This window comes from Shinella daejeonensis (genome assembly GCF_024281235.1).
Classification (GTDB): Bacteria; Pseudomonadota; Alphaproteobacteria; order Rhizobiales; family Rhizobiaceae; genus Shinella; species Shinella daejeonensis.
In genome coordinates this window covers 195115-214500 of the sequence record NZ_JAHWXY010000002.1, presented here as the reverse complement: position 1 = coordinate 214500, position 19386 = coordinate 195115, and the positions used below count along the sequence as shown (strand labels likewise).

The window sequence follows — 19386 nt, the reverse complement described above, 5'->3', positions numbered from 1 at the left end:
GGCCCTGGCCGCTCAACTGGGAGGAGTGACATGAAATCAATGCTGAAACAGGGTTTGCTGGTCGCGGCGCTGACGGCGTCCGCAGCACCCGCCGCGATGGCCGCCGAATGCGCGGATGCCGATCGCGTGCCGATCACCTGGTCGACGATCGCCGGCTTCTACACCGACGCCATGGCAAGCCTGGTCTCGGGCTTCGAGGCGGGCCACTGCGTGAAGGTCAATGTCATCAACATCGACAATTCGCAGCTTTACAACAAGCAGGTCATCGAGATGGTCGGCGAGACCGGCGCCTATGACGTGGTGACGCTGGAAACGTCGGAGAAGGCCGAATTCGCCGAGAATGGCTTCATCCTGCCGATGACGGACTATTTCGCCGACAAGCAGGCGCAGCTCGACGACGTGGCGCCGACGCTTGCCGCGCTGACCACCCGGTACAAGGGGGATGTCTGGGGCCTGCCCTATTACACCTATACGGCCGGCTATATCTACCGCGCCGATCTCTTCGACGACCCGGTCGAACAGGAAGCCTTCAAGAAACGGTTCGATTACGATCTCGCGGTGCCGACGACCTGGGCGCAGCATCACGACATTGCCGAATTCTTCACGCGCAAGGCCGGCGAGACGCTGAAAGGCGAGGCGTTGACGAAGGATTTCTATGGTGTCGGACTGATGGCCGGCCCGTTCCCGGAAATCCAGGACGAGATGTCGGGCGTGCTCTGGTCCCAGGGTGCGGACTGGCTGACCGATGACGGCACGGTGCCCGTCGACGCCGTCGAGAAGGCGATGAACGACTATCTGGAACTGATGAAATACGCGCCGCCGGCCGCACTTACCGTCACCTACGACGGGGTCATGAACCAGATGAAGGACGGGCAGATCGCCCAGACCTATTCCTTCTTCCTCGATCAGTGGCCGAACGCCGTGCAGACGGAAAACACCGTGCCGGGCGCCAGGATGGGTGTTGCCGAGGCGCCGGAGAAGAAAGCCTATATCGGCGGCTTCCTGCTGGCGGTCTCGACATCTTCCGCCCATCCGCAGGAAGCGATGGACTTCGTCGCCTATATCGGCGGCTTCCTGCTGGCGGTCTCGACATCTTCCGCCCATCCGCAGGAAGCGATGGACTTCGTCGCCTATATCGGCGGGCATGACGCGCAGATGGAGTTCGCAAGGGCCGGCGGGACCTCGACGCTGATGAGCGTCCTTTCCGATCCGGGCTTCGCAACACCTGAAAGCCGCACGAAGACGGGGCATTTCGCGACACTGCTGGAGATCTTCGATTCGATGAAGGGTTTCCGCTCGAACCTGTTCGACACGCCGTTCGGGGCGAAAATCTACAACACGATGCAGATCCCGCTCCAGTCGGCCGCCGCCGGCCAGATCAATGCGCGCGAGGCTGCCGAGCGGCTTGCCTCCGAAGTGGAGAAGATCTGCGGCGGACCGTGCCCGATCGGCAAGTGATCGCCCGCAGGCCGCAAGTCACGCATGGCGGGCAACCGTCCGCCATGCGGATCGATCGAAAGGCGCGATGATCCCGCGCAATCGTTTGGAGGAGATTGATGTCGCAGTCGCTATCCGTGCCGACGTCACGACAAAGAACCGCAGCCGGTCAGGCTGCCATGTCCGACCGCTGGTTTTCGATATTGCTCGTCGTGCCGGCGATGGTGGTCATCCTGGTCTTCGCGCTTTTGCCGCTGGCCTATGCGCTGGATGTGTCCTTCCGCTTCGCAGACCTGACGCGCGGCCGTATCGGTGATTTCGTCGGTCTCGACAACTATCGTACCGTCCTCCATGACAAGGCGTTCTGGGATTCGGCCTGGGTCACGGTGAAATTCACGCTGTCGGCGGTGTTTCTGGAGATGGTGCTGGGCATTGCCATCGCCTTCCTGATCCACGGCGCGACGGTCGGCAAGGGCGTCATCCGCAGTCTCATGATCCTGCCGCTTGCCACGTCGGCGGCGGTGACAGGGCTTTTCTGGCGCTATCTCTATGACACCCAGTTCGGCCTCATCAATTACTTCCTCGGCCTTATCGGCCTGCCCGAGCCCAACTGGCTCGGCGACTACACGATCGCGCTGTGGTCCGTCATCCTGTTCGACGTCTGGCAATGGACGCCCTTCGTCGCGCTGATCGCGCTGGCCGGTTTGCAGGCCTTGCCGAAGGAGCCGTTCGAAGCGGCGGAACTCGATGGCGCCAGCACCTTCCGCATCTTGCGGACGCTGACGTTCCCCATGCTGAAGCCGGTGCTTTTCCTCGTGCTGGTCCTGCGCACGATCGACAGCGTCCGGCTTTACGACGCGGTTGCGGTGCTGACCCGCGGCGGTCCGGGAACGGTGACGGAGACCATGACCTTCTATCTCTACCGCACCGGCCTGAAGCTGTTCCGGATGGATTACGCATCCACCATGGCGATCTTCTTCCTTTACGCCATGCTGGTCGCCAGCCTCTTCGCACTCCGGCCGCTGCTGACCCAATTTTCATCCCGCGCATCGGAAGGCTGAGGAGACCGCCATGCTGCAACGTGATTCAAGCTTCGCCCGCGAAGCGCTCCGCTACGGCCTGATCGTCCTCGTGCTCGGCTTCATCGTTTTTCCGATCGCCTGGATGATCATCACGTCCTTCAAGCCGCCCGAGGACGTGATGGTGTCGCCGCCGCGCTTCCTGTTCACGCCGACGCTGGAAAACTACGTTCACGCGATCTACGACAAGAACTTCCTGTTCTACATCAAGAACACGCTGTTCATCTCCGTGACCTCGACGGTCATCGTGATCATCGCCGGGTCGCTCGCCGCCTACAGCTTCGCCCGTTACAACGTCGGCGACGGGCATCTGCTCTTCTTCATCCTGTCGACCAAGATGTTTCCGGCGATCGCGGTCATCCTGCCCTACTTCCTGATCTTCCGGGATGTGGGCAAGACGGGGGTCGGCCGCTTCCTCGGTATCGGGCTCGATCAGCCGGGGGCGCTGATCATTTCCTATACGGTGTTCAACCTGCCGTTCGCGATCTGGCTGCTGGTGTCGTTCTTTCAGGATATTCCCCGCGAACTGGAGCATTCCGCCCGTCTCGACGGCCTGTCGCGGCTTCAGGTGCTGGCGAAGGTCGTCTGCCCGCTCGCCGCACCCGGCATCGCCGTCACCGGCGTGTTCACGCTGATCTTCAGCTGGAACGAATTCCTCTTCGCCTACATCCTGACCCGAAAGGTCGCCAGCACCGTTACGGTCGGCGTGGAATCGTTCTTCACCCTTCAGGGCATTCTATGGGGGCCCGTCGCGGCGGCCGCCACCATCAGTGTCCTGCCCATGCTCGTCTTCGTTCTGGCCATGCAGCGCTACATGGTCCGGGGCCTGACCTTCGGCGCGGTGAGGGGGTGAGATCATGAGCTTCAGTCAAGGCTGGGATACCGGCTTCCGCGTCGTTCTCATCTATGTCGGCATCGTCTTCGTCTGGCTCGGGCTGGTCGAACCCTATTTCGCAAGCCAGTCGTTGTCGGTGATCGTCATGAATATCGTCGCCGTCGCGGTCTCTGCCGCCTTCGTGGTCCGCGCGCGCCGTCGCTTCACCGATGAACGCCTCGCAGCCGAGGCCGAGGTTGCCGCCCTCATGCAGGAGGACGCCTGATGTATGAACTGAAATCCGTCCACAAGCGTTACGGTCTTGCCAAAGTCGCCTTGCGCAAGATCGAGCTTACGGTCCAGGATCGGGAGTTCCTCGTGATCTACGGGCCGGCCGGCGCGGGCAAGAGCACGCTTCTCAATATCCTGGCGGGCATCACCAGGCCGACGAGCGGCGATGTGCTGCGCAACGGCGTCTCGATATTGCGGGTGCCGCCGGAAAAGCGGGATGCCGCGATGGCATTCGAGAACTATGCGCTCTATTCGCACCTTAGCGTCGGCGAGAATCTGGCTTTCCCGCTGAAAGCGCGCGGCCTCGGCCGCGCCGAGGTGGAGGAGCGCGTCAGTCGGATCTCCGGCATCCTCGGCATCTCCCATCTGCTGGAGCGCCGGCCCGGTTTCCTGTCGGGCGGCCAGCGCCAGCGGGTGGCGCTCGGTCGGGCGATCATCCGGCCGGCCGATATCTATCTCCTCGACGAGCCGGTGGGGCATCTCGACGCCAAGCTGCGCCACAAAATCCGTGCCGAGCTGAAGGCGCTCGCGGAGGATCTGTCGGCGACGGTGGTCTTCACCACCACCTCGTCGCGCGAGGCGCTCGCTCTGGGCGACCGGGTTGCGGTGCTGAATGCCGGCAAGCTGGAGCAGATCGGGGTGCCGGCCGATCTCTATCATCGCCCTGCCAATGCCTTTGTCGCCTCCTTCGTGGGGGATCCGCCGATGAGCTTCATTTCGGTGGAGCCGCGCCGTCAGGGCGACCGGGTGGAATTCGTGACGGCCGACGGCATGCCCGTCGCCGCGCTTGCGGCGGAAGCCGTCAGCAACCTCAGAGAGGAAGCGGGGTCGAAAATCCAGGTCGGATTCCGCTCGAACGAGGTGAGGATCGCCGAAGAGGGCGATTCGAACGCGCTTCGCGGCCGCGTCGATGTCATCGAGAACCTCGGTTACATGAAGATCGCCCTTGTCGGCATCGGCGGCGATCAGGTTTCGGTTTCCGTGCCGGCGGGAACGCGGCTGGGAGTGGGCGAAACCGTCGCCATCGCCTTCCCGCGTGACGCCGTCCATTTGTTCCAGAATGCCCGGGCGGTCACCCATGCGGTGCCGTCCCCAGGAGTTTAAGCCATGGCCTCCATCAAAGCAGAAAGACTGGTCAAGCGGTACGGCGCCGTTCAGGCGGTTCACGGCATCGACTTCGAGATCGCCGACGGCGAATTCGTGGCCATCCTCGGGCCTTCGGGATGCGGAAAATCCTCGACCATGCGGATGATCGCCGGGCTTGAGAAGATCAGCGAAGGGTCGATCTATTTCGACGGCAAGCGGGTCAACGATGTGCGCGCCCGCGACCGCAACGTCGCCATGTCATTCGAGTCCTATGCGCTCTATCCGACGATTTCCATCTATGAGAACATCGCCTTTCCGCTGCGATCGGCGAATGTCGACAACAGGGAAATAGATCGTCAGGTCCGCGATATCGCGGAAAAGATGGAGCTGACGTCCCTTCTCGATCTGAAGCCGAAAGGGCTTTCCTCCGGCCAGGCGCAGCGGGTCGGTCTGGCGCGTGCGCTGGTGCGCAATCCGGCGGTGTTCCTGCTTGATGAGCCGATTTCCCATCTCGACACGCGGCAGCGCTACCGTATGCGGCGATTCATCAAGAGTCTGCACCAGAAGTTCAATTACACGATGATCTATGTCACCCACGATCAGGAGGAGGCGCTGGCGCTTGCCGACCGGGTGATGGTGATGAGCGACGGCGAGATCCAGCAGATGGCGGTGCCGGACGAGGTCTATGCCCGTCCGAAAAACGCCTTCGTCGCCGGTTTCGTGGGCGAGCCGCCGATCAATTTCTTCGACTGCGGCGTCGTCGCGGAGCCGGGCGGCTGGGCGATCGAATTCCAGGGCCGCCGGCTCGTCCTGCCCGAACGCCTGCACGCGACCGCGCAACAGATCGGCGCGGGAGGGCTGGCGGCGATCCGGCCGCATTTCCTGTCGATCGGCGAGGAAAGCCCGCTCCGGCTGGACGGCAAGGTGTTCATTACGGAGGAGTTGCAGGACCAGAACCTGGTGATGGTGGATGTCGGCGATATCCGCTTCACGCTGGTGGCCCATCCATCGGTCATGCCGAAACGCGGCGAGATCGTGCCGGTCTCGATCGATCCGGCTCATCTCCTGCTGTTCCCGCGTTCCCAGGCGGATAAGGTCGGGAGCATCGCGGCATGAACTTCGACCATATCGTCATCGGCGGCGGCACGGCAGGTTGTCTTGCCGCCGGCAAGCTGGCGGCCGAGCATGGAGCCCGCGTTCTCGTGCTCGAGGCGGGACCGGATGACCGCAATCCCCTCATCCGCATGCCCGCCGGTTTCGTCAAGCTGCTCGGTGTCGAGAAATATATGTGGTTCTACAAGTCGGTTGCGCAGGCGGGGCTTGGCGGCCGAACGCCGATCATGCCGCAGGGACGTGTCCTTGGCGGCGGATCGTCGGTCAACGCAATGGTCTACATGCGCGGCCAGCCGGCCGATTACGACGGCTGGGCCGGGGAGATCGGAGACGACCAGTGGCGCTATGATGCGCTGCTGCCCTATTTCACGGCCATGGAGGATAACGCGCGGCTGAACGACGAGTATCACGGCGTCGGCGGCCCCTGGAAAGTGTCCGATCTTGAGCATATGTGCGAGCTGTCGCGAGCCTTCGTGCTGGCGGCACAGGGTCTTGGCCTGCCGCATAACGGCGATTTCAACGGCCGCAGCCAGCGTGGCGTCGGGGCCTATCAGGTGACGACCCGGAACGGCCGCCGCTGCTCCGCGGTGGATGCGTTCCTGCGTCCCGCCATGGCCAGCGGACGGCTGACCGTGCGGACCTCATGCCTCGTCCATTCGCTGATCGTCGAAAATGGCCGGGCGGTCGGTGTGCGTTATTCGACGGTGGGCGGCGGACGGACGGTGAGCGAGGCGCGCTGCGACGGGGAGGTGCTGCTGGCCGCCGGCGCCATCGCCACGCCCAAGCTCCTGATGCTGTCCGGCATCGGGCCGGCGGCGCATCTGAAATCCCACGGGATCGAGACGCTCGTCGATCTGCCGGGTGTGGGCGCCAATCTTCAGGATCACACCGAGACGCCGGTGGTGGCCTTGTGCAACGGTCCTTACGGCTACTATGGCCATGACCGGGGCTGGAAGCAGATCCGCAACGGTCTTGAATATCTTCTCAACCGCAGCGGTCCCGTAACCTCCAACGGTGTCGAGGCGGGAGCCTTTTTCGATCCGGACGATCTCGGCGGCGTTCCGAAGATCCAGCAATTCTGCGTGCCGTCGGTCTATCTGGACAAGGATCACACCGATCAGCAGGCAAGCCATGGGCTGACGCTGAACTCCTGCGTCGCCCGGCCGCGCTCGCGCGGCTCGGTTCAGCTCGCGTCCGCCGATCCCCGGAACCAGCCGCTGGTCGATCCGAATTATCTTGCCGATCCGGAGGACCTGCGCCTGACGATCGGCGGCGTTCGAAGGGCGCGAGAAATCCTGCGGCAGGAACCGTTGCGCGCGATGATCTCGCGCGAGGTGTTTCCCGGCCCCGACAAGGTGTCCGACGCCGATCTTGCGGAACACGCGCGGCGATTCGTCAAGACCGTCTATCATCCAGTCGGCACCTGCCGCATGTCCCGCCGGGACGATGCCGGCGGCGTTCTGGACAACAACATGCGGGTGCGCGGTGTCGAGGGACTGCGGGTCATCGATGCTTCCGCGATCCCGACGATCATTTCCGGCAACACCAACGCCGCCGTGCTCGTCGTGGCGGACAAGGCGGTGGAGTTCATGACCGGCGGCACGCGCCGGAAGCCGGCCGGCGTCTCTTCTTTCTCCCCGCCGCCGTCAGGCTCGATGACGGCGGCCATCTGATAACGTGAGGTTCACGATGAAAGCGATCGTTCTTTCCACGCCACGGTCCGGGCTCGATGATGTCGGCCTCGCCGAACTGCCGGTTCCCCGGCCGGGACCGGGAGAGGTGCGCTTGAGGGTTGCCGCCGTTTCCGTCAATCCGGTGGACTGGAAACTCGCCGTCGACCACAAGCCGGAATGGACCTATCCGCATGTGCTCGGGCTCGATGCCGCCGGGGTGATCGATGCCGTCGGGCCGGATGTCGCGGACTGGCGGAGCGGTGACCGGGCGGTGGTGCATAACAACCTGTGGAAGCCGGGCGTCTTCGCCGAATATTGCCTTGCGCCGGCCCATGTGGTCTCCCGCCTGCCGGAAGGGGTGAGCTTCACCGATGCCGCAGCCGTTCCCTGCGCCGGCTATACCGCCTATCAGGCCCTTTTCCGCAAGGCGCGGCTGGAAGCGGGAGACGTCATTCTCGTTCAGGGCGCCAACGGCGGGGTCGGCGGCTTTGCAACCCAGTTTGCCCATCAGGCGGGAGCCCGGGTCATCGCGCTGACGCGCCCGGAGCATTTTGCCGCCGTCCGCCGCTTCGGCGCGGATATCGTTCTCGACTACCGGGACCCGGACCTGCTGGCGAAGGTGAAGGCGGAGACGGAAGGCGGCTATGGCGTCGATGTGATGCTGGAAGTGGCCAACCCGGGCGATGCCCGCACGTCGCTGGCCTTCGTGCGCTATAACGGACATCTCGTTTCGGTCGATCCGCTGCCCGTCATGACCGACGTGCCGTCCTACACCTATGCCGCCTCGATCCACGAGGTGGCGCTGGGCGGAGCCTATAACGCCGGTCACCTTCCGACCCAGCGGGATTTCGCGCGTATCGGCGATGAACTGATGGCGCGCCTTGCCGGCGGGAAGCTCGATCCCATGGTCGAGGAGATCGTCGCGCTTGAAGATATTCCCGAAGCGTTGCGACGTTTGCGGCGGCGGGAGGTGACCGGCAAGATCGTCGCCCGCGTGGCGCCCGACAGCTGACCGATCATCCGCAATTACCCAACAGGGAGGAACACGATGCCCAGGAACACACATTATATCGCCGGCCGTTTCGTCGAGGACACGACCTCCGAGCGGATCGCGGTCTACAATCCGGCGACGGAAGAGCAGATCGCGGAAATTCCCGATGCGCCGGCCGAGGTTGTCGACGCGGCGGTCGATGCGGCACGCCGGGCGCAGCCCGCCTGGGCGGAATTGCCGCCTATCGAGCGCGCCGGCTATATCCGGGCGATTGCCGATAAAATCCGTGGCAAGGTCGATATTCTGGCGGAAACGATCACGCGGGAGCAGGGCAAGACGCTCGATCTTGCCCGCGGCGAAGTCCTTGGCATGGCCGGGCTGATGGACTACATGGCCGAATGGGCCCGACGGATCGAGGGCGAGATCATCGCCAGCGACCGCAAGGGGGAAGCCATTTATCTGAACCGGGTTCCGATCGGCGTGGTCGGCGGCATCCTGCCCTGGAACTACCCCTTTTTCCTGATCGGGCGGAAGCTTGCGCCGGCGCTGGTGGCGGGCAATACGATTGTCATCAAGCCGAGCGAGGAAACCCCGCTGAACGCCTTCCTCTTTGCCGAACTGGCGGATGAGGCCGGCCTGCCGGAAGGGGTCTTCAACATGGTTTCGGGGCGGGGCCGGACGACCGGGGCGGCGCTTTCCGGTCATCCGGGCATCGATCTCGTCAGTTTCACCGGCAGCGTGCCGACCGGGGTCGCCATCATGGAGGCGGCCGCGAAGAACCTCACCCGGGTCAATCTGGAGCTTGGCGGCAAGGCTCCGGCGATCGTCCTCAAAGACGCCGATATCGGCCTCGCCGTGGAAGCCATCACCGTTTCCCGCGTGGTCAATACTGGGCAGGTCTGCAATTGCGCCGAACGCATTTTCGTCGAGCGCGGAGTGGCGGACGAATTCACCGAACGCTTCGTCAAGCGCATGGCTGCGGTGACCTATGGCGATCCGCTTGCCGAGCGCGGCGTCGACATGGGGCCGCTTATCAATGCGACACAACTCGGCAAGGTCGCCGCGATGGTCGAGCGGGCGCAGGCGGCAGGCGCTTCGGCGGCGCTCGGCGGTAAGGTGGCGGAGCGCAACCGGGGCCACCATTACGAACCGACGGTCCTGACCGGTTGCACGCCGGACATGGAGATCATGCGCAAGGAAATCTTCGGACCCGTCGCGCCGATCGCCGTCGTCGACAGCGCCGAGGAAGCGGTGCACCACGCCAACGATACCGAATACGGTCTGACCTCCTCGCTCTACACGCGCGATCTCAATCAGGCGATGCGCATCACGAGGAACCTGAAGTTCGGCGAGACCTATATCAACCGCGAGAACGGCGAGGCCTATCAGGGTTTCCACGCGGGCCGCAAGAAATCGGGTATCGGCGGCGCGGACGGCAAGCACGGCTTCTATGAATATATGGAAACGCAGGCCGTCTATATCCAGCACGGCTGATACGGCAACGGGCGGGCCGCGCGTTTGTGGGGCCCGCCCATGAAGCCGGATCGGCCAGAGGCGATGTGAACAGGGAAAAACGATGTATCTGGATAAATTCAATCTCGCCGGGCGCGTGGCGGTGGTGACGGGAGCCGCGCAGGGGATCGGCCTTGCCTGCGCCGAGGCGCTGTGCGAGGCGGGGGCCGAAATGATCCTCACCGATATCAGCGAGGAACGGGCCGAGGCCGGACGGGTCGTGCTCGCGGCAAAGGGATATGCGGTCGAAGCCGCCGTGATCGATGTCGCCGACAGCGCCTCCGTAAATGCGGTGGCCGATGCGCTGGCGGCGCGCGGAAGGGCGGCCGATATTCTCGTCGCCAATGCGGGCATCGCCCATGCGGGTGTGCCCTCGGAGGACCTTTCCGATGCGGACTGGGAGCGGATGATCAACATCAATCTCGGCGGCGCCTTCCGCTCCTGCCGGGCTTTCGGCAAGCATATGCTGGCCAGGGGCAGGGGAACGATCGTCACCATCGGCTCCATGTCGGGCACGATCGTCAACCGGCCGCAGCAACAGGTCCACTATAATGCGGCGAAGGCCGGCGTTCATCATCTCACGCGCTCGCTTGCGGCCGAATGGGCGACCCGGGGCGTGCGGGTGAACTCGGTTGCGCCGACCTATATCGATACGCCGCTGCTGACCTTCGCCAAGGAAGATCGGCCGATGTACGAGCAATGGCTCGACATGACGCCGATGCGCCGTCTCGGCCAGCCGGAGGAAATCGCCTCGGTGGTGCTGTTCCTCGCCTCCGACGCGTCAAGTCTCATGACCGGCTCCATCGTGGCGGCGGATGCCGGCTATACCTGCTGGTAGCGTTGCCGGCCGGCCGGGGCGATGATATTGGCGTTATCGCGAGGATATTCCTCCTGATCGGGGATTTCCGGAATTTCATTCCTGTCAAATTCGCTGCGTTCGGGGCAATGGTACCCGCACTGGAACTCCGACCGCCGAGACCGAGGCTGGATTACATGCTACGGAATGTCACTTGTCATCGAATGTGCTGCATCTTCGCATGATGCGAAGGTGATGCTATTTCGCCGGGATGACTGATTGACTGAAACCGTGAGCTGAAAATGATACTCCCCACTGTTGCGGCCGACGCCGTTTCGCAGAAGACTGCGGATAGCGCGCCCATGGTCATCTTCGAGAACGTCACCAAACGCTACGGCGATGCAGCGAAACCCTTTACGGCGGTCGATGGTGTCGACCTTACCGTCGATCATGGCGCGATCACCGGTATCATCGGCCGCTCGGGCGCCGGCAAGTCGACACTCGTCCGCCTCGTCAACGGCCTCGAAAAGATGACATCCGGCAAGGTGATGGTCGACGGGACGGACGTCGGCGGATTGAACGACGCCGGCTTGCGCGGCCTGCGGCGCCAGGTGGGAATGATCTTCCAGCATTTCAATCTTCTGTCCTCGCGCACCGCCTTCGACAATGTCGCCCTGCCGCTCGAGATCGCCGGCCTCGACCGCGCCGCGATCCGGGCGAAAGTCGGGCCGCTTCTCGAACTCGTCGGCCTTGACGACAAGGCGGCGCGCTATCCGTCCGAATTGTCAGGCGGGCAGAAGCAGCGCGTCGGTATCGCCCGGGCGCTCGCCACATCGCCGAAACTGCTGTTGTCCGACGAAGCCACATCCGCACTCGATCCCGAAACCACGCAGTCGATCCTGTCGCTTCTCAAGCAGATCAACGCCGAACTCGACCTCACCGTGCTGCTGATCACACATGAAATGGAGGTGGTGAAGGCCATCGCCTCCCACGTCGCGGTGATCGACCAGGGGCGCATCGTCGAGGATGGCCCGACGTTCGATGTCTTCACGGCCCCGAAACACGAAACGACGCGGATCCTCCTCGCGTCGACATCGGGCGCCAGCCTGCCGGAATGGCTGCGTTCCGGCCTGAAGGCGGAGCCGTCGGCTGGTGACCGCATTCTCGTACGGCTTACCTTCTTCGGTGCGACGGCCTTCCAGCCGTTGACGGCCCGTCTGGTCACCGAGATCGGCGGCGACGTCAATATCCTTGCCGGCGCGATCGAGGAAATCGCCGGCGAGCCGTTCGGAACGCTTGTCGTTGCCTATCCCGCCACACCCGGGGTGCTCGACCGCGCCGCGCGTTTCTATGCCGAAACCGGCCTTTCCACGGAGGTGCTCGGCTATGTCGCCTGACATGCTTTTCATGCTGCTGTGGAAATCCTTGCTGCAAACGCTGCATATGGTGGCCGCCTCCGGCCTGATCGGGTCGGCGATCGGTCTGCCGATCGGCATCTTCCTGGCGACCAGCGGCAAGGATGAGCTTTTTCCCGCACCCATGCTCAACTATGTGGTCGGGCTTGTCGTGAATGCCGCCCGATCGACGCCCTTCATCATTCTCGTCGTGGCGATCATTCCGTTTACCCGCCTTTTGGCCGGCACCTCGATCGGCACAACGGCGGCCATCGTGCCGTTGACGATCGCCACCATTCCCTTCTTCGCGCGTCTGGTGGAGGCGGCGATCCGGGAAATCGACAAGGGCCTGATCGAGGCGGCCCGCGCCATGGGAGCGACGCCGATGCAGATCGTCTTCAAGGTGCTTCTGGCAGAGGCGCGACCGGCCATCCTGCTCGCCTTCACCATGACCATCGTCAGCCTGATCGGCTATTCGGCGATGGTCGGGGCGGTCGGCGGCGGCGGCCTTGGCGACCTCGGCATCCGCTACGGCTACCAGCGTTTCATGCCGGACGTGATGCTGGCCGTGGTCGTCGTGCTGATTGTCCTCGTGCAGCTCGTGCAGAGCGCCGGCGATACGCTCGCCCGCCGTTTCGACAAGCGCAATCGCAAAAGCTGATTTCAGTTTCTTTCACGTCACATAACCCACAAGGAGAGACACATGATGAAGTTCCTCGCCACGGCCGCGATCGCCGCCCTTTTCAGCGTTCCCGCACTTGCCGAAGATATCAAGGTCGGCGTGACCCCCGGTGAACACGCCCAGATCATGGAGAAGGTCAAGGATGTGGCGGCCCAGAAGGGCCTCAACATCGAGATCCTCGAGTTCTCCGACTATGTCGTGCCGAACCAGGCGCTGGCTGACGGCGATCTCAACGCCAATTCGTTCCAGCACCAGCCCTATCTCGACAATCAGATCGCCGATCGCGGCTTCGATCTCGTCAGCGTCGGCAAGACCATCACCACGCCGATGGGCGTCTATTCGAAGAAGGTGAAGAGCCTGGACGAGCTTGCCGATGGTGCAACCGTCGCCATTCCCAACGATCCGACGAACGGCGGCCGCGCACTCCTGATTCTCGCGAAGGAAGGCCTCATCAAGGTCAATCCGGAAGCGGGCCTGAAGGCCGGTCCCGCCGACGTGAGCGAAAACCCGAAGAACATTCAGTTCTCCGAACTCGACGCCGCCCAGCTTCCCCGCTCGCTCGACGATGTCGATGCGGCGGTCATCAACACCAACTACGCCCTGGAAGCCGGTCTGGACCCGAATTCGGACGCCATCGCCACCGAAGGACGCGAATCGCCCTATGCCAATCTGATTGTCGTGCGTAGCGCCGACAAGGATGCACCCTGGGTCAAGACGCTGGTTGAATCCTACCACGACGACAGCATCAAGTCGTTCATCAACGAAGAGTTCAAGGGTGCGCTGATTCCCTCCTGGTAACCGAACCGCAGCGTTTGGTTCCACCGAACCTTTCATTGCGACGCCCGGCAGGTTACCGCCTGCCGGGCGTCGTGCATCTCGGGTTTTCCGATGACGGGATGGTATGTGGTCAGTCCCGGGAGCGGAGCTGTTTCAACAGGCAGGCTGCGGTGAAGAGATCGAACTGGCCGCCGCCGATATTCTTGTAGACGGTGATGTCGTCCGCGCCGGTGCGGCCCGGCCGCCGTTCGTTGCAGAGTTCCGCCGCGTCAGCGACAATGTCCTCCCAGCGGAACCGGCCATGTTCGACGGCGTGGACGAGTTCGCCCGCATTCTCGATGCCGCGCCGGGTATTCACAAACACGCGACCGCGTGCGATGGCCTCCGTGTCGCATTCCCGCATCGTGGGCAGATAGGACCCGATCAGATCGAGATGGGCTCCGGGTTTCAGGTGTGTTCCCTTGACGAGCGGCTGCTCGGACATGGTCACGCAGGAAACGATATCGGCCTCGGCCACGGCCGCATCGAGATCGTCGATCGCTTCGGCAGCCACGCCTTCCTGACGCAATTGCGAGGCCAGTTCCTGCGAGCGTTGCACCGTCCGGTTCCAGATCCGCACGATCTCCAGCGAGGGCCGCGCTGCCCGGTGCGCCGCCACCACATGCCAGGACAATCCGCCTGCGCCCACGAGGAGGAGGTTGCGCGCGTCACTGCGCGCAAGGAGTTTCGATCCGAGCCCGGAATCAGCAGCCGTCTTGCGAAAGGTCATGGCTTCGCCATCCGCCACCAGCAGCGGCGCGCCGGTCTCGCCGCTGAAACCGCAGACAAGGCCCTGGATGGAGGCTTGCGGCGGTCTTTTCTTCAGGTTGTCGGGAAAAACCCCGACCATCTTGACCGCGATAAGATCCTGCGCCTTCCAGCCCACCAGCGTCATGAAACGATTTGCGCCGTCGGCCGGCTCCGTTGTCATCATCGTCTGGCTGTCGGGAATCTGGCCGGTAAGACTTGCGTGCAGCCAGTCGATCAGGATCGGATATTCAAGCAGGGCATGGACCTGCTCGCTGTCGGCAACATACATGGTGTTTCTCCCCTCTCGTTTCCCCTTGTATCGTGCGGCGATCGCGGCGTCAGGTCTTGCGGGAGAAGAATTCTACTGCTGCCGTAGTCGGGCGATGCCGGCGAGACGTCGCCGGTCATCCCGTCCCGCGCATGGCAGGATATATGTGATATCGACATGATCCGGTTGCGGGCAACCCGTTTCCCATTTGGGGTTCCCGGCTTGCGTGCCTCGCCTTCATAGGATGCTTTGGCGTCTCGGCAGACTGTTATCCTATGCTTTGGATCCGAGCTTGATATCCAGCCAATCCATGAGCGGCGCCGTTACCGTTTCCCAGCTGAGTTCCTCGCGCATGCAATTGCGTTGCATCCGGGCCAGCCGCTCGCGGTCATTGGACAATTGGCGGATGATCTCGACCATCTCGGCCGCCGCCGTTTCGAGTTCGACGAGAAAACCGTTCTCGCCATGGTCGATACGTTCGGACACCTGGCCGACATTGGTCGCGACAGGCACGCAGCCGCACAGTTGCGCTTCCGAAATGGTCAGCGGCAACCCCTCGAACCGCGATGGCATGACGATCAGGTCGGATTGCTCATAAAGTGCCTGGATCTTCGCACTGTCCCGAAGGGCCGAAAGTCGCTTCACGGCCTTCGGAAACTGTATCTCCTCTGTCTGGTCGCCGATAACGGACGAGCCGACGATGGTCCATTCGACATCGAGATTCTGCCGCAGGGTCTGTTCCACGACCTCCTGCAAAATGCTCAATCCTTTCTGGAGATCCATGCGTCCGAAGAAGAGGATCGACAACGGCCTCTGTGTTCGATCGACGTCGATCACCCGGTCCGAGCCGTTGAAATTGTGGAAGCCATGCGAATTGGGCAGCGCCAGCAGTTTTTCTTCCGGAACACCCGCGCCGTGCAGCCAATCGCTCAGGCCACGCGAACATGTCAGGATCAGATCGAACGCCGCCTCGAAGCTCAATGCCACCATCGGCGATCCAAGGGATCGTCCGAAGGCGTTGGTGTCGACGAGGTGTTCATAAGCAAGCGTCACCACCCCGTCGCGCCGCAGATCGGCCATGTAATGATCCAGGCCGGACCTGTGGCAGCCGATCACCACGTCATACGACAGGAGTTGACCGTAGACATCGTGCTTTGTTGGGGTCGGCGCGAGCAGATATGTGCCGCCATAGTCGGTTGCTTGCCAGGATAATGCTCCATCTACCGGCACGATGGATATCTCATCGTAACTTGCGAGGACCTGTTCTGTCACCGGAAATGGGTGTGGCAGGGCGACAAGCAATGTCGTTTCATATCCGGCCCGCCTTAAGGCGCGGGCTACGTTGTGCGTAACTTTCTCGACGCCGCCAAAACTGCAAATCGTCAAGATAAAGCAGATCCGCCTCTTCTGCCGTTGTAGCGCCGGCCATGTTGGCCCGCAGGAAAAGCGTTCCTCGATGAGCGCTGTCGACCGCGCATAGGAGGAAAGCCAATCCTCGCGCCAGTCAATTCGTTCATCGATGCTGCTGCATCGCGGATCCTTGATCAACTTGCCGATAAACGAGACGACTGGCTTGTCGCCTGACAACCCTGTGCCCCCGGCACCGGCAGAGAACGATGGCAGATCGTAATGTGCGAAATGGATTCCCTCCCCTTTGGGAACATTGTACTTGGCCCTGTTCTTCAGTTCCCGCAGGGTCAGGCCGTAAGCGACGGTATTCGGTGGAGTGGCATCCAGTGGCAGCCATTTCATGGGGGACACGAGTTCGCCCCCGTCGGCGGTTGCACTAATCTTCAGTCCGCCACTGCTTGCAAGATGGCGCTGCATCTCGAAGAAGAACTGGCGGGTTAATCCAACATCCCCGAGGGCTTTCATGAATGTCCGGGTCGCGAAAACCACGTGGTTCGGAAAATGGATCTTCCTGTCGTCGACGGCGTGCTCGAAGAAGCGATCGACAAGTTCGCTTTCAGATATTGCTGCCGGCTCCTCCGGGTCGGTGAACAAAAGCCATTCCTCGTCGCTGTCGTCATCGACATCGATGAGTTTCATCGCAAAGCGCGGGCATTCTTCATGTTCGAGAGCGATCAGTGACGGGTAACTGAACAATTCCCGGTGATTTTGGCGGATTCTTTCGTGAAGGGTATGCCGCATTTTTTCCGAGTCGGCCAGCATGCTCTGCGGGCGCTTGCGGTAGTGGAGTGTCGGATGTTCGAAAGGCAGGCCCCGGAATCCGGCGGCTGCACAGCCGACCCAGAATTCCCAGTCTTCGAAGCCGTGCTTGAACGTTTCGTCGAACATCCTTCCCTGGCGAAAGAGCTCGACGCGGACGAGGCTGCCGGCCTCGCAGATATTCTGGGCGGTATGACGCAGGATGCTATAGGGGCCGCCTGCTGAGCCGAAGTGATGAATGCCGAACATATCGAACTTCGGATAGAACCACCCCGCCTCCGGATGTGCGTCAAGATATTGCCGGAAAACGGAAATGGCGTCCCGGTCGATCATATTGTCGGAATCGAGCAGGAAAATCGCCTCCAGATCCGGGAGCGTTTCCAGAGCGTGGCGGATGCCGGTGTTGCGGGCGGCGCTGAGGCCGCCGTTCAGCCGATGGACGACCGAGATACGGTCTCCATGCGCCAATTGCCAATTGTCGAGCGAGCGCTTGGTTTCCAGATGCGGGCAACCGTCGTTGACGACGATAATGCGGTAACCCTCGGACGTGGAACTGCCGAGGACGGAGACGATCGCTTCGTTGACGAATTGTGAATGTCGGTGGACGGGAATGACGATAGCAAGCCAGGTCTTCCGCGACATGTCAGCGTCCCTCGGCCAGTGAAATCCGTCGCAATACGCACCAGGCTTTCTCAATGACGCTGGAATCCCGAAGCTTTGCGGTGATTTCGATGTCGACCTGCTGGAATTCGTTCATGACGGGCATGCAGACCAACTCGATCCATTCCGTTGCGTGAATTGTCCGTTGATCCGTCGCTAGAAGCCGTTCTTCACGGTCTTCATCACCCGAGATCAGAATATCGAACCGAACATCCATCGGCGGAGATTCGGGATTTTGAGAATGAATGAGCGCGACGGCCGAGTGGAGGTTTTTGACCGGGATGCCTTCAAATACGGCTCTCGTGTAACCCAGTCCGGGTGGGTGCACCATATAGCCGTTTTCTCTGTCCCAATATTGGACGCCGGCGTATTTATCCGCGTCGCCAAGGACGATTTCCAGCGGTGAAGGCAAATCGGAGCCATGAAGAATCCGGATTTCTCCGCCGCCTGACGCTTCCTGGCCAAGATTGTTGCGGACGCCGGCGGGTCCCCGCAGGACCTTGACGGCAAGCATGCCTCCATCGAGCGGATCGTCACCCGAGGTAGACTTCCTGGATGCGATGCCGGCCACGAACGTGCTGCCGGTGAATTGTCCGCGCCGGACGGCGTAACGGATGGAATTGGTCTTTGCGCCGCGGCTGAGCAGCAGACTTGCCCGCTTGTTGCCGCTCAATGAAATTTGCAGGACGGCATCGCATTCGGGCAGCCCGATGGCCCGCTCGAAGGGAAAGGATATCCATCTGTTCGAAATGCCGGAAAAAGTTTGTGTCGATTCCGCCAGAACCACGCCCGAATGCGAGATTATCGAGACCGACGCCGTTACTCCATCTGAAATGGCTCGAGCGCCTGCGACATGAAGCTGGATTTCACTGATTCCGCGTGCGTTGGTCGGCATCGGCCAGTAAAGCGCCATGTCCGGGCCGGCCCGCAACTCATAGGTGGAGGCGCCGGGCGGATTGGTATAGTCGACCGTCGTGCTGCCCAATCCGTTCGATGAAATGAATTCTTCGAACTCCCGGAAGTTTCTTTGCATTCGGTCATAATCCGTCCGCAGGGCGGCCAGGCTCGATTGTACGCGCGTCGCCGATTTCGCCGATGCTGCCGCATAGTCGGCCAATACGGTGCAAATGCATTGTTCGGTCGACTTTTCAGGGGTTTGTTCTGTAACGGGAAGATGGAACTTCTGGGCGATCTCGCGCAGTTCCGGCGCCATTCTCGAAACAGCTTCGATCACAAGTCCGGCGGCGACGCCCTGTGGAAGCGCACCATTTTCTTTCATGTGACCCAGCAGGTCATCGTCTGAAACCAGTTGGTATGCTTGTCCGCTCGACGCGGAAAGTAGAATAAGCGGCATGTCGAGTTATCTTCCGGAAAGAGGATTAGGCCGAATGTTCATCAGGGGAGCAAGAGGAGGGCAGCGAGTAGGGGTTGGGTGTTGCAAGCGCTGGAGAATATAGCTCCTCGAGGTTGGGGAGACTTCATTACTATACCATTCCGCTCTCATGAATTAGTGTCATCTTCGTGGCGGTGTGAAGGCTTTCAACCACATGTCGTCAAGCCTGTCTACCGCAACATGATTTATGACAATATTTTTCACGTATATGGTGTATTCTGCAGGCAGCCCTGCTGCGGTATTTCGGATGAGCCATTTGTACCGGATGCAGAAAATTCCGGGGGCCTCAAACACCTTGGATATAGTCACCCTTGTGTTGTGCCGGGGAAGGGAGAGGCAATTTTCGGTTGTCAACAGCGCCGTTCAACGGCTGTTGTCCCTTTCCGCGTACTGACGTGCGATCATGATATGAGCGATAGCGGCTCTACCGCTGTGGCCGCCGGAGGGCGCTCCGGTGGAATG

The 19386-nt window shown here is 61.9% G+C and carries 16 protein-coding genes; 13 read left to right on the top strand and 3 right to left on the bottom strand.

The genetic code is table 11. The features are described 5' to 3' along the window. Positions 1-30 precede the first annotated feature (30 nt). The 13 genes from KYK29_RS07610 (at position 31) to KYK29_RS07550 (ending at position 13666) form a co-directional block, all read left to right on the top strand. Positions 31-1458: an ABC transporter substrate-binding protein gene (locus KYK29_RS07610; protein ID WP_254690289.1), complete on the top strand. Its 1428-nt coding sequence runs from the start codon at positions 31-33 to the stop codon at positions 1456-1458. Positions 1459-1556: 98 nt separating this feature from the next. Then, positions 1557-2498, top strand: a complete 942-nt coding sequence (locus KYK29_RS07605; RefSeq protein WP_254690288.1) for a carbohydrate ABC transporter permease — start codon at positions 1557-1559, stop codon at positions 2496-2498. Between the two features lie 10 nt (positions 2499-2508). Then, entirely contained in the window at positions 2509-3369 is an 861-nt protein-coding gene (locus KYK29_RS07600; protein WP_254690287.1) for a carbohydrate ABC transporter permease, read from the top strand. Positions 3370-3373: 4 nt separating this feature from the next. After that, positions 3374-3616, top strand: a complete 243-nt coding sequence (locus tag KYK29_RS07595; protein ID WP_254690286.1) for a hypothetical protein — start codon at positions 3374-3376, stop codon at positions 3614-3616. Next, positions 3616-4725, top strand: a complete 1110-nt coding sequence (locus KYK29_RS07590; RefSeq protein ID WP_254690285.1) for an ABC transporter ATP-binding protein — start codon at positions 3616-3618, stop codon at positions 4723-4725. The genes KYK29_RS07595 and KYK29_RS07590 overlap by 1 nt, the downstream gene beginning before the upstream one ends. Before the next feature lie 3 nt (positions 4726-4728). After that, the gene (locus KYK29_RS07585; protein WP_254690284.1) at positions 4729-5823 is read left to right on the top strand and encodes an ABC transporter ATP-binding protein; all 1095 of its coding nucleotides are present in this window, start codon (positions 4729-4731) and stop codon (positions 5821-5823) included. Continuing rightward, positions 5820-7493 carry a GMC family oxidoreductase gene (locus tag KYK29_RS07580; protein ID WP_254690283.1) on the top strand — a complete coding sequence of 558 codons (1674 nt, stop codon included), beginning with the start codon at positions 5820-5822 and terminating at the stop codon, positions 7491-7493. Before KYK29_RS07585 ends, KYK29_RS07580 begins: the two co-directional genes overlap by 4 nt. A gap of 16 nt (positions 7494-7509) precedes the next feature. Further along, positions 7510-8505, top strand: coding sequence for a zinc-binding dehydrogenase (locus KYK29_RS07575; protein ID WP_254690282.1), 996 nt, complete (start codon positions 7510-7512; stop codon positions 8503-8505). Between the two features lie 36 nt (positions 8506-8541). Then, positions 8542-9978, top strand: coding sequence for an aldehyde dehydrogenase (gene aldA / locus KYK29_RS07570; RefSeq protein WP_254690281.1), 1437 nt, complete (start codon positions 8542-8544; stop codon positions 9976-9978). Positions 9979-10060: 82 nt separating this feature from the next. After that, positions 10061-10834 carry an SDR family oxidoreductase gene (locus tag KYK29_RS07565; protein WP_254690280.1) on the top strand — a complete coding sequence of 258 codons (774 nt, stop codon included), beginning with the start codon at positions 10061-10063 and terminating at the stop codon, positions 10832-10834. A gap of 320 nt (positions 10835-11154) precedes the next feature. Beyond that, the gene (locus KYK29_RS07560) at positions 11155-12189 is read left to right on the top strand and encodes a methionine ABC transporter ATP-binding protein (protein WP_254690853.1); all 1035 of its coding nucleotides are present in this window, start codon (positions 11155-11157) and stop codon (positions 12187-12189) included. Continuing rightward, entirely contained in the window at positions 12179-12847 is a 669-nt protein-coding gene (locus KYK29_RS07555) for a methionine ABC transporter permease (protein ID WP_254690279.1), read from the top strand. The genes KYK29_RS07560 and KYK29_RS07555 overlap by 11 nt, the downstream gene beginning before the upstream one ends. 42 nt (positions 12848-12889) lie before the next feature. Continuing rightward, entirely contained in the window at positions 12890-13666 is a 777-nt protein-coding gene (locus KYK29_RS07550) for a MetQ/NlpA family ABC transporter substrate-binding protein (protein WP_254690278.1), read from the top strand. Between the two features lie 109 nt (positions 13667-13775). On the opposite strand, the gene KYK29_RS07545 is transcribed toward KYK29_RS07550, so the two are convergent. The 3 genes from KYK29_RS07545 to KYK29_RS07535 all read right to left on the bottom strand — a co-directional run bounded on the left by KYK29_RS07545 (position 13776) and on the right by KYK29_RS07535 (position 18885). After that, positions 13776-14723 carry an ornithine cyclodeaminase gene (locus KYK29_RS07545; protein WP_254690277.1) on the bottom strand — a complete coding sequence of 316 codons (948 nt, stop codon included), beginning with the start codon at positions 14721-14723 and terminating at the stop codon, positions 13776-13778. A 252-nt stretch (positions 14724-14975) separates the two neighbouring features. After that, a complete protein-coding gene (locus KYK29_RS07540) occupies positions 14976-17513 on the bottom strand; it encodes a glycosyltransferase (RefSeq protein ID WP_254690276.1) in 2538 nt (845 codons plus the stop codon). A gap of 1 nt (position 17514) precedes the next feature. Beyond that, complete coding sequence (locus tag KYK29_RS07535; RefSeq protein WP_254690275.1) at positions 17515-18885, bottom strand: DUF6212 domain-containing protein; 1371 nt, start codon at positions 18883-18885, stop codon at positions 17515-17517. Positions 18886-19386: the final 501 nt, after the last annotated feature.

Bases quoted from the DNA above. Each gene is read 5' to 3' on its own strand.
- KYK29_RS07540 (WP_254690276.1), bottom strand. From the start codon at position 17,513: ATGTCGCGGAAGACCTGGCTTGCTATCGTCATTCCCGTCCACCGACAT.
- KYK29_RS07605 (WP_254690288.1), top strand. From the start codon at position 1,557: ATGTCGCAGTCGCTATCCGTGCCGACGTCACGACAAAGAACCGCAGCC.
- KYK29_RS07560 (WP_254690853.1), top strand. From the start codon at position 11,155: ATGGTCATCTTCGAGAACGTCACCAAACGCTACGGCGATGCAGCGAAA.
- KYK29_RS07535 (WP_254690275.1), bottom strand. From the start codon at position 18,885: ATGCCGCTTATTCTACTTTCCGCGTCGAGCGGACAAGCATACCAACTG.
- KYK29_RS07575 (WP_254690282.1), top strand. From the start codon at position 7,510: ATGAAAGCGATCGTTCTTTCCACGCCACGGTCCGGGCTCGATGATGTC.
- KYK29_RS07545 (WP_254690277.1), bottom strand. From the start codon at position 14,723: ATGTATGTTGCCGACAGCGAGCAGGTCCATGCCCTGCTTGAATATCCG.
- KYK29_RS07550 (WP_254690278.1), top strand. From the start codon at position 12,890: ATGATGAAGTTCCTCGCCACGGCCGCGATCGCCGCCCTTTTCAGCGTT.
- aldA (WP_254690281.1), top strand. From the start codon at position 8,542: ATGCCCAGGAACACACATTATATCGCCGGCCGTTTCGTCGAGGACACG.
- KYK29_RS07565 (WP_254690280.1), top strand. From the start codon at position 10,061: ATGTATCTGGATAAATTCAATCTCGCCGGGCGCGTGGCGGTGGTGACG.
- KYK29_RS07590 (WP_254690285.1), top strand. From the start codon at position 3,616: ATGTATGAACTGAAATCCGTCCACAAGCGTTACGGTCTTGCCAAAGTC.
- KYK29_RS07600 (WP_254690287.1), top strand. From the start codon at position 2,509: ATGCTGCAACGTGATTCAAGCTTCGCCCGCGAAGCGCTCCGCTACGGC.
- KYK29_RS07595 (WP_254690286.1), top strand. From the start codon at position 3,374: ATGAGCTTCAGTCAAGGCTGGGATACCGGCTTCCGCGTCGTTCTCATC.
- KYK29_RS07555 (WP_254690279.1), top strand. From the start codon at position 12,179: ATGTCGCCTGACATGCTTTTCATGCTGCTGTGGAAATCCTTGCTGCAA.
- KYK29_RS07580 (WP_254690283.1), top strand. From the start codon at position 5,820: ATGAACTTCGACCATATCGTCATCGGCGGCGGCACGGCAGGTTGTCTT.
- KYK29_RS07610 (WP_254690289.1), top strand. From the start codon at position 31: ATGAAATCAATGCTGAAACAGGGTTTGCTGGTCGCGGCGCTGACGGCG.
- KYK29_RS07585 (WP_254690284.1), top strand. From the start codon at position 4,729: ATGGCCTCCATCAAAGCAGAAAGACTGGTCAAGCGGTACGGCGCCGTT.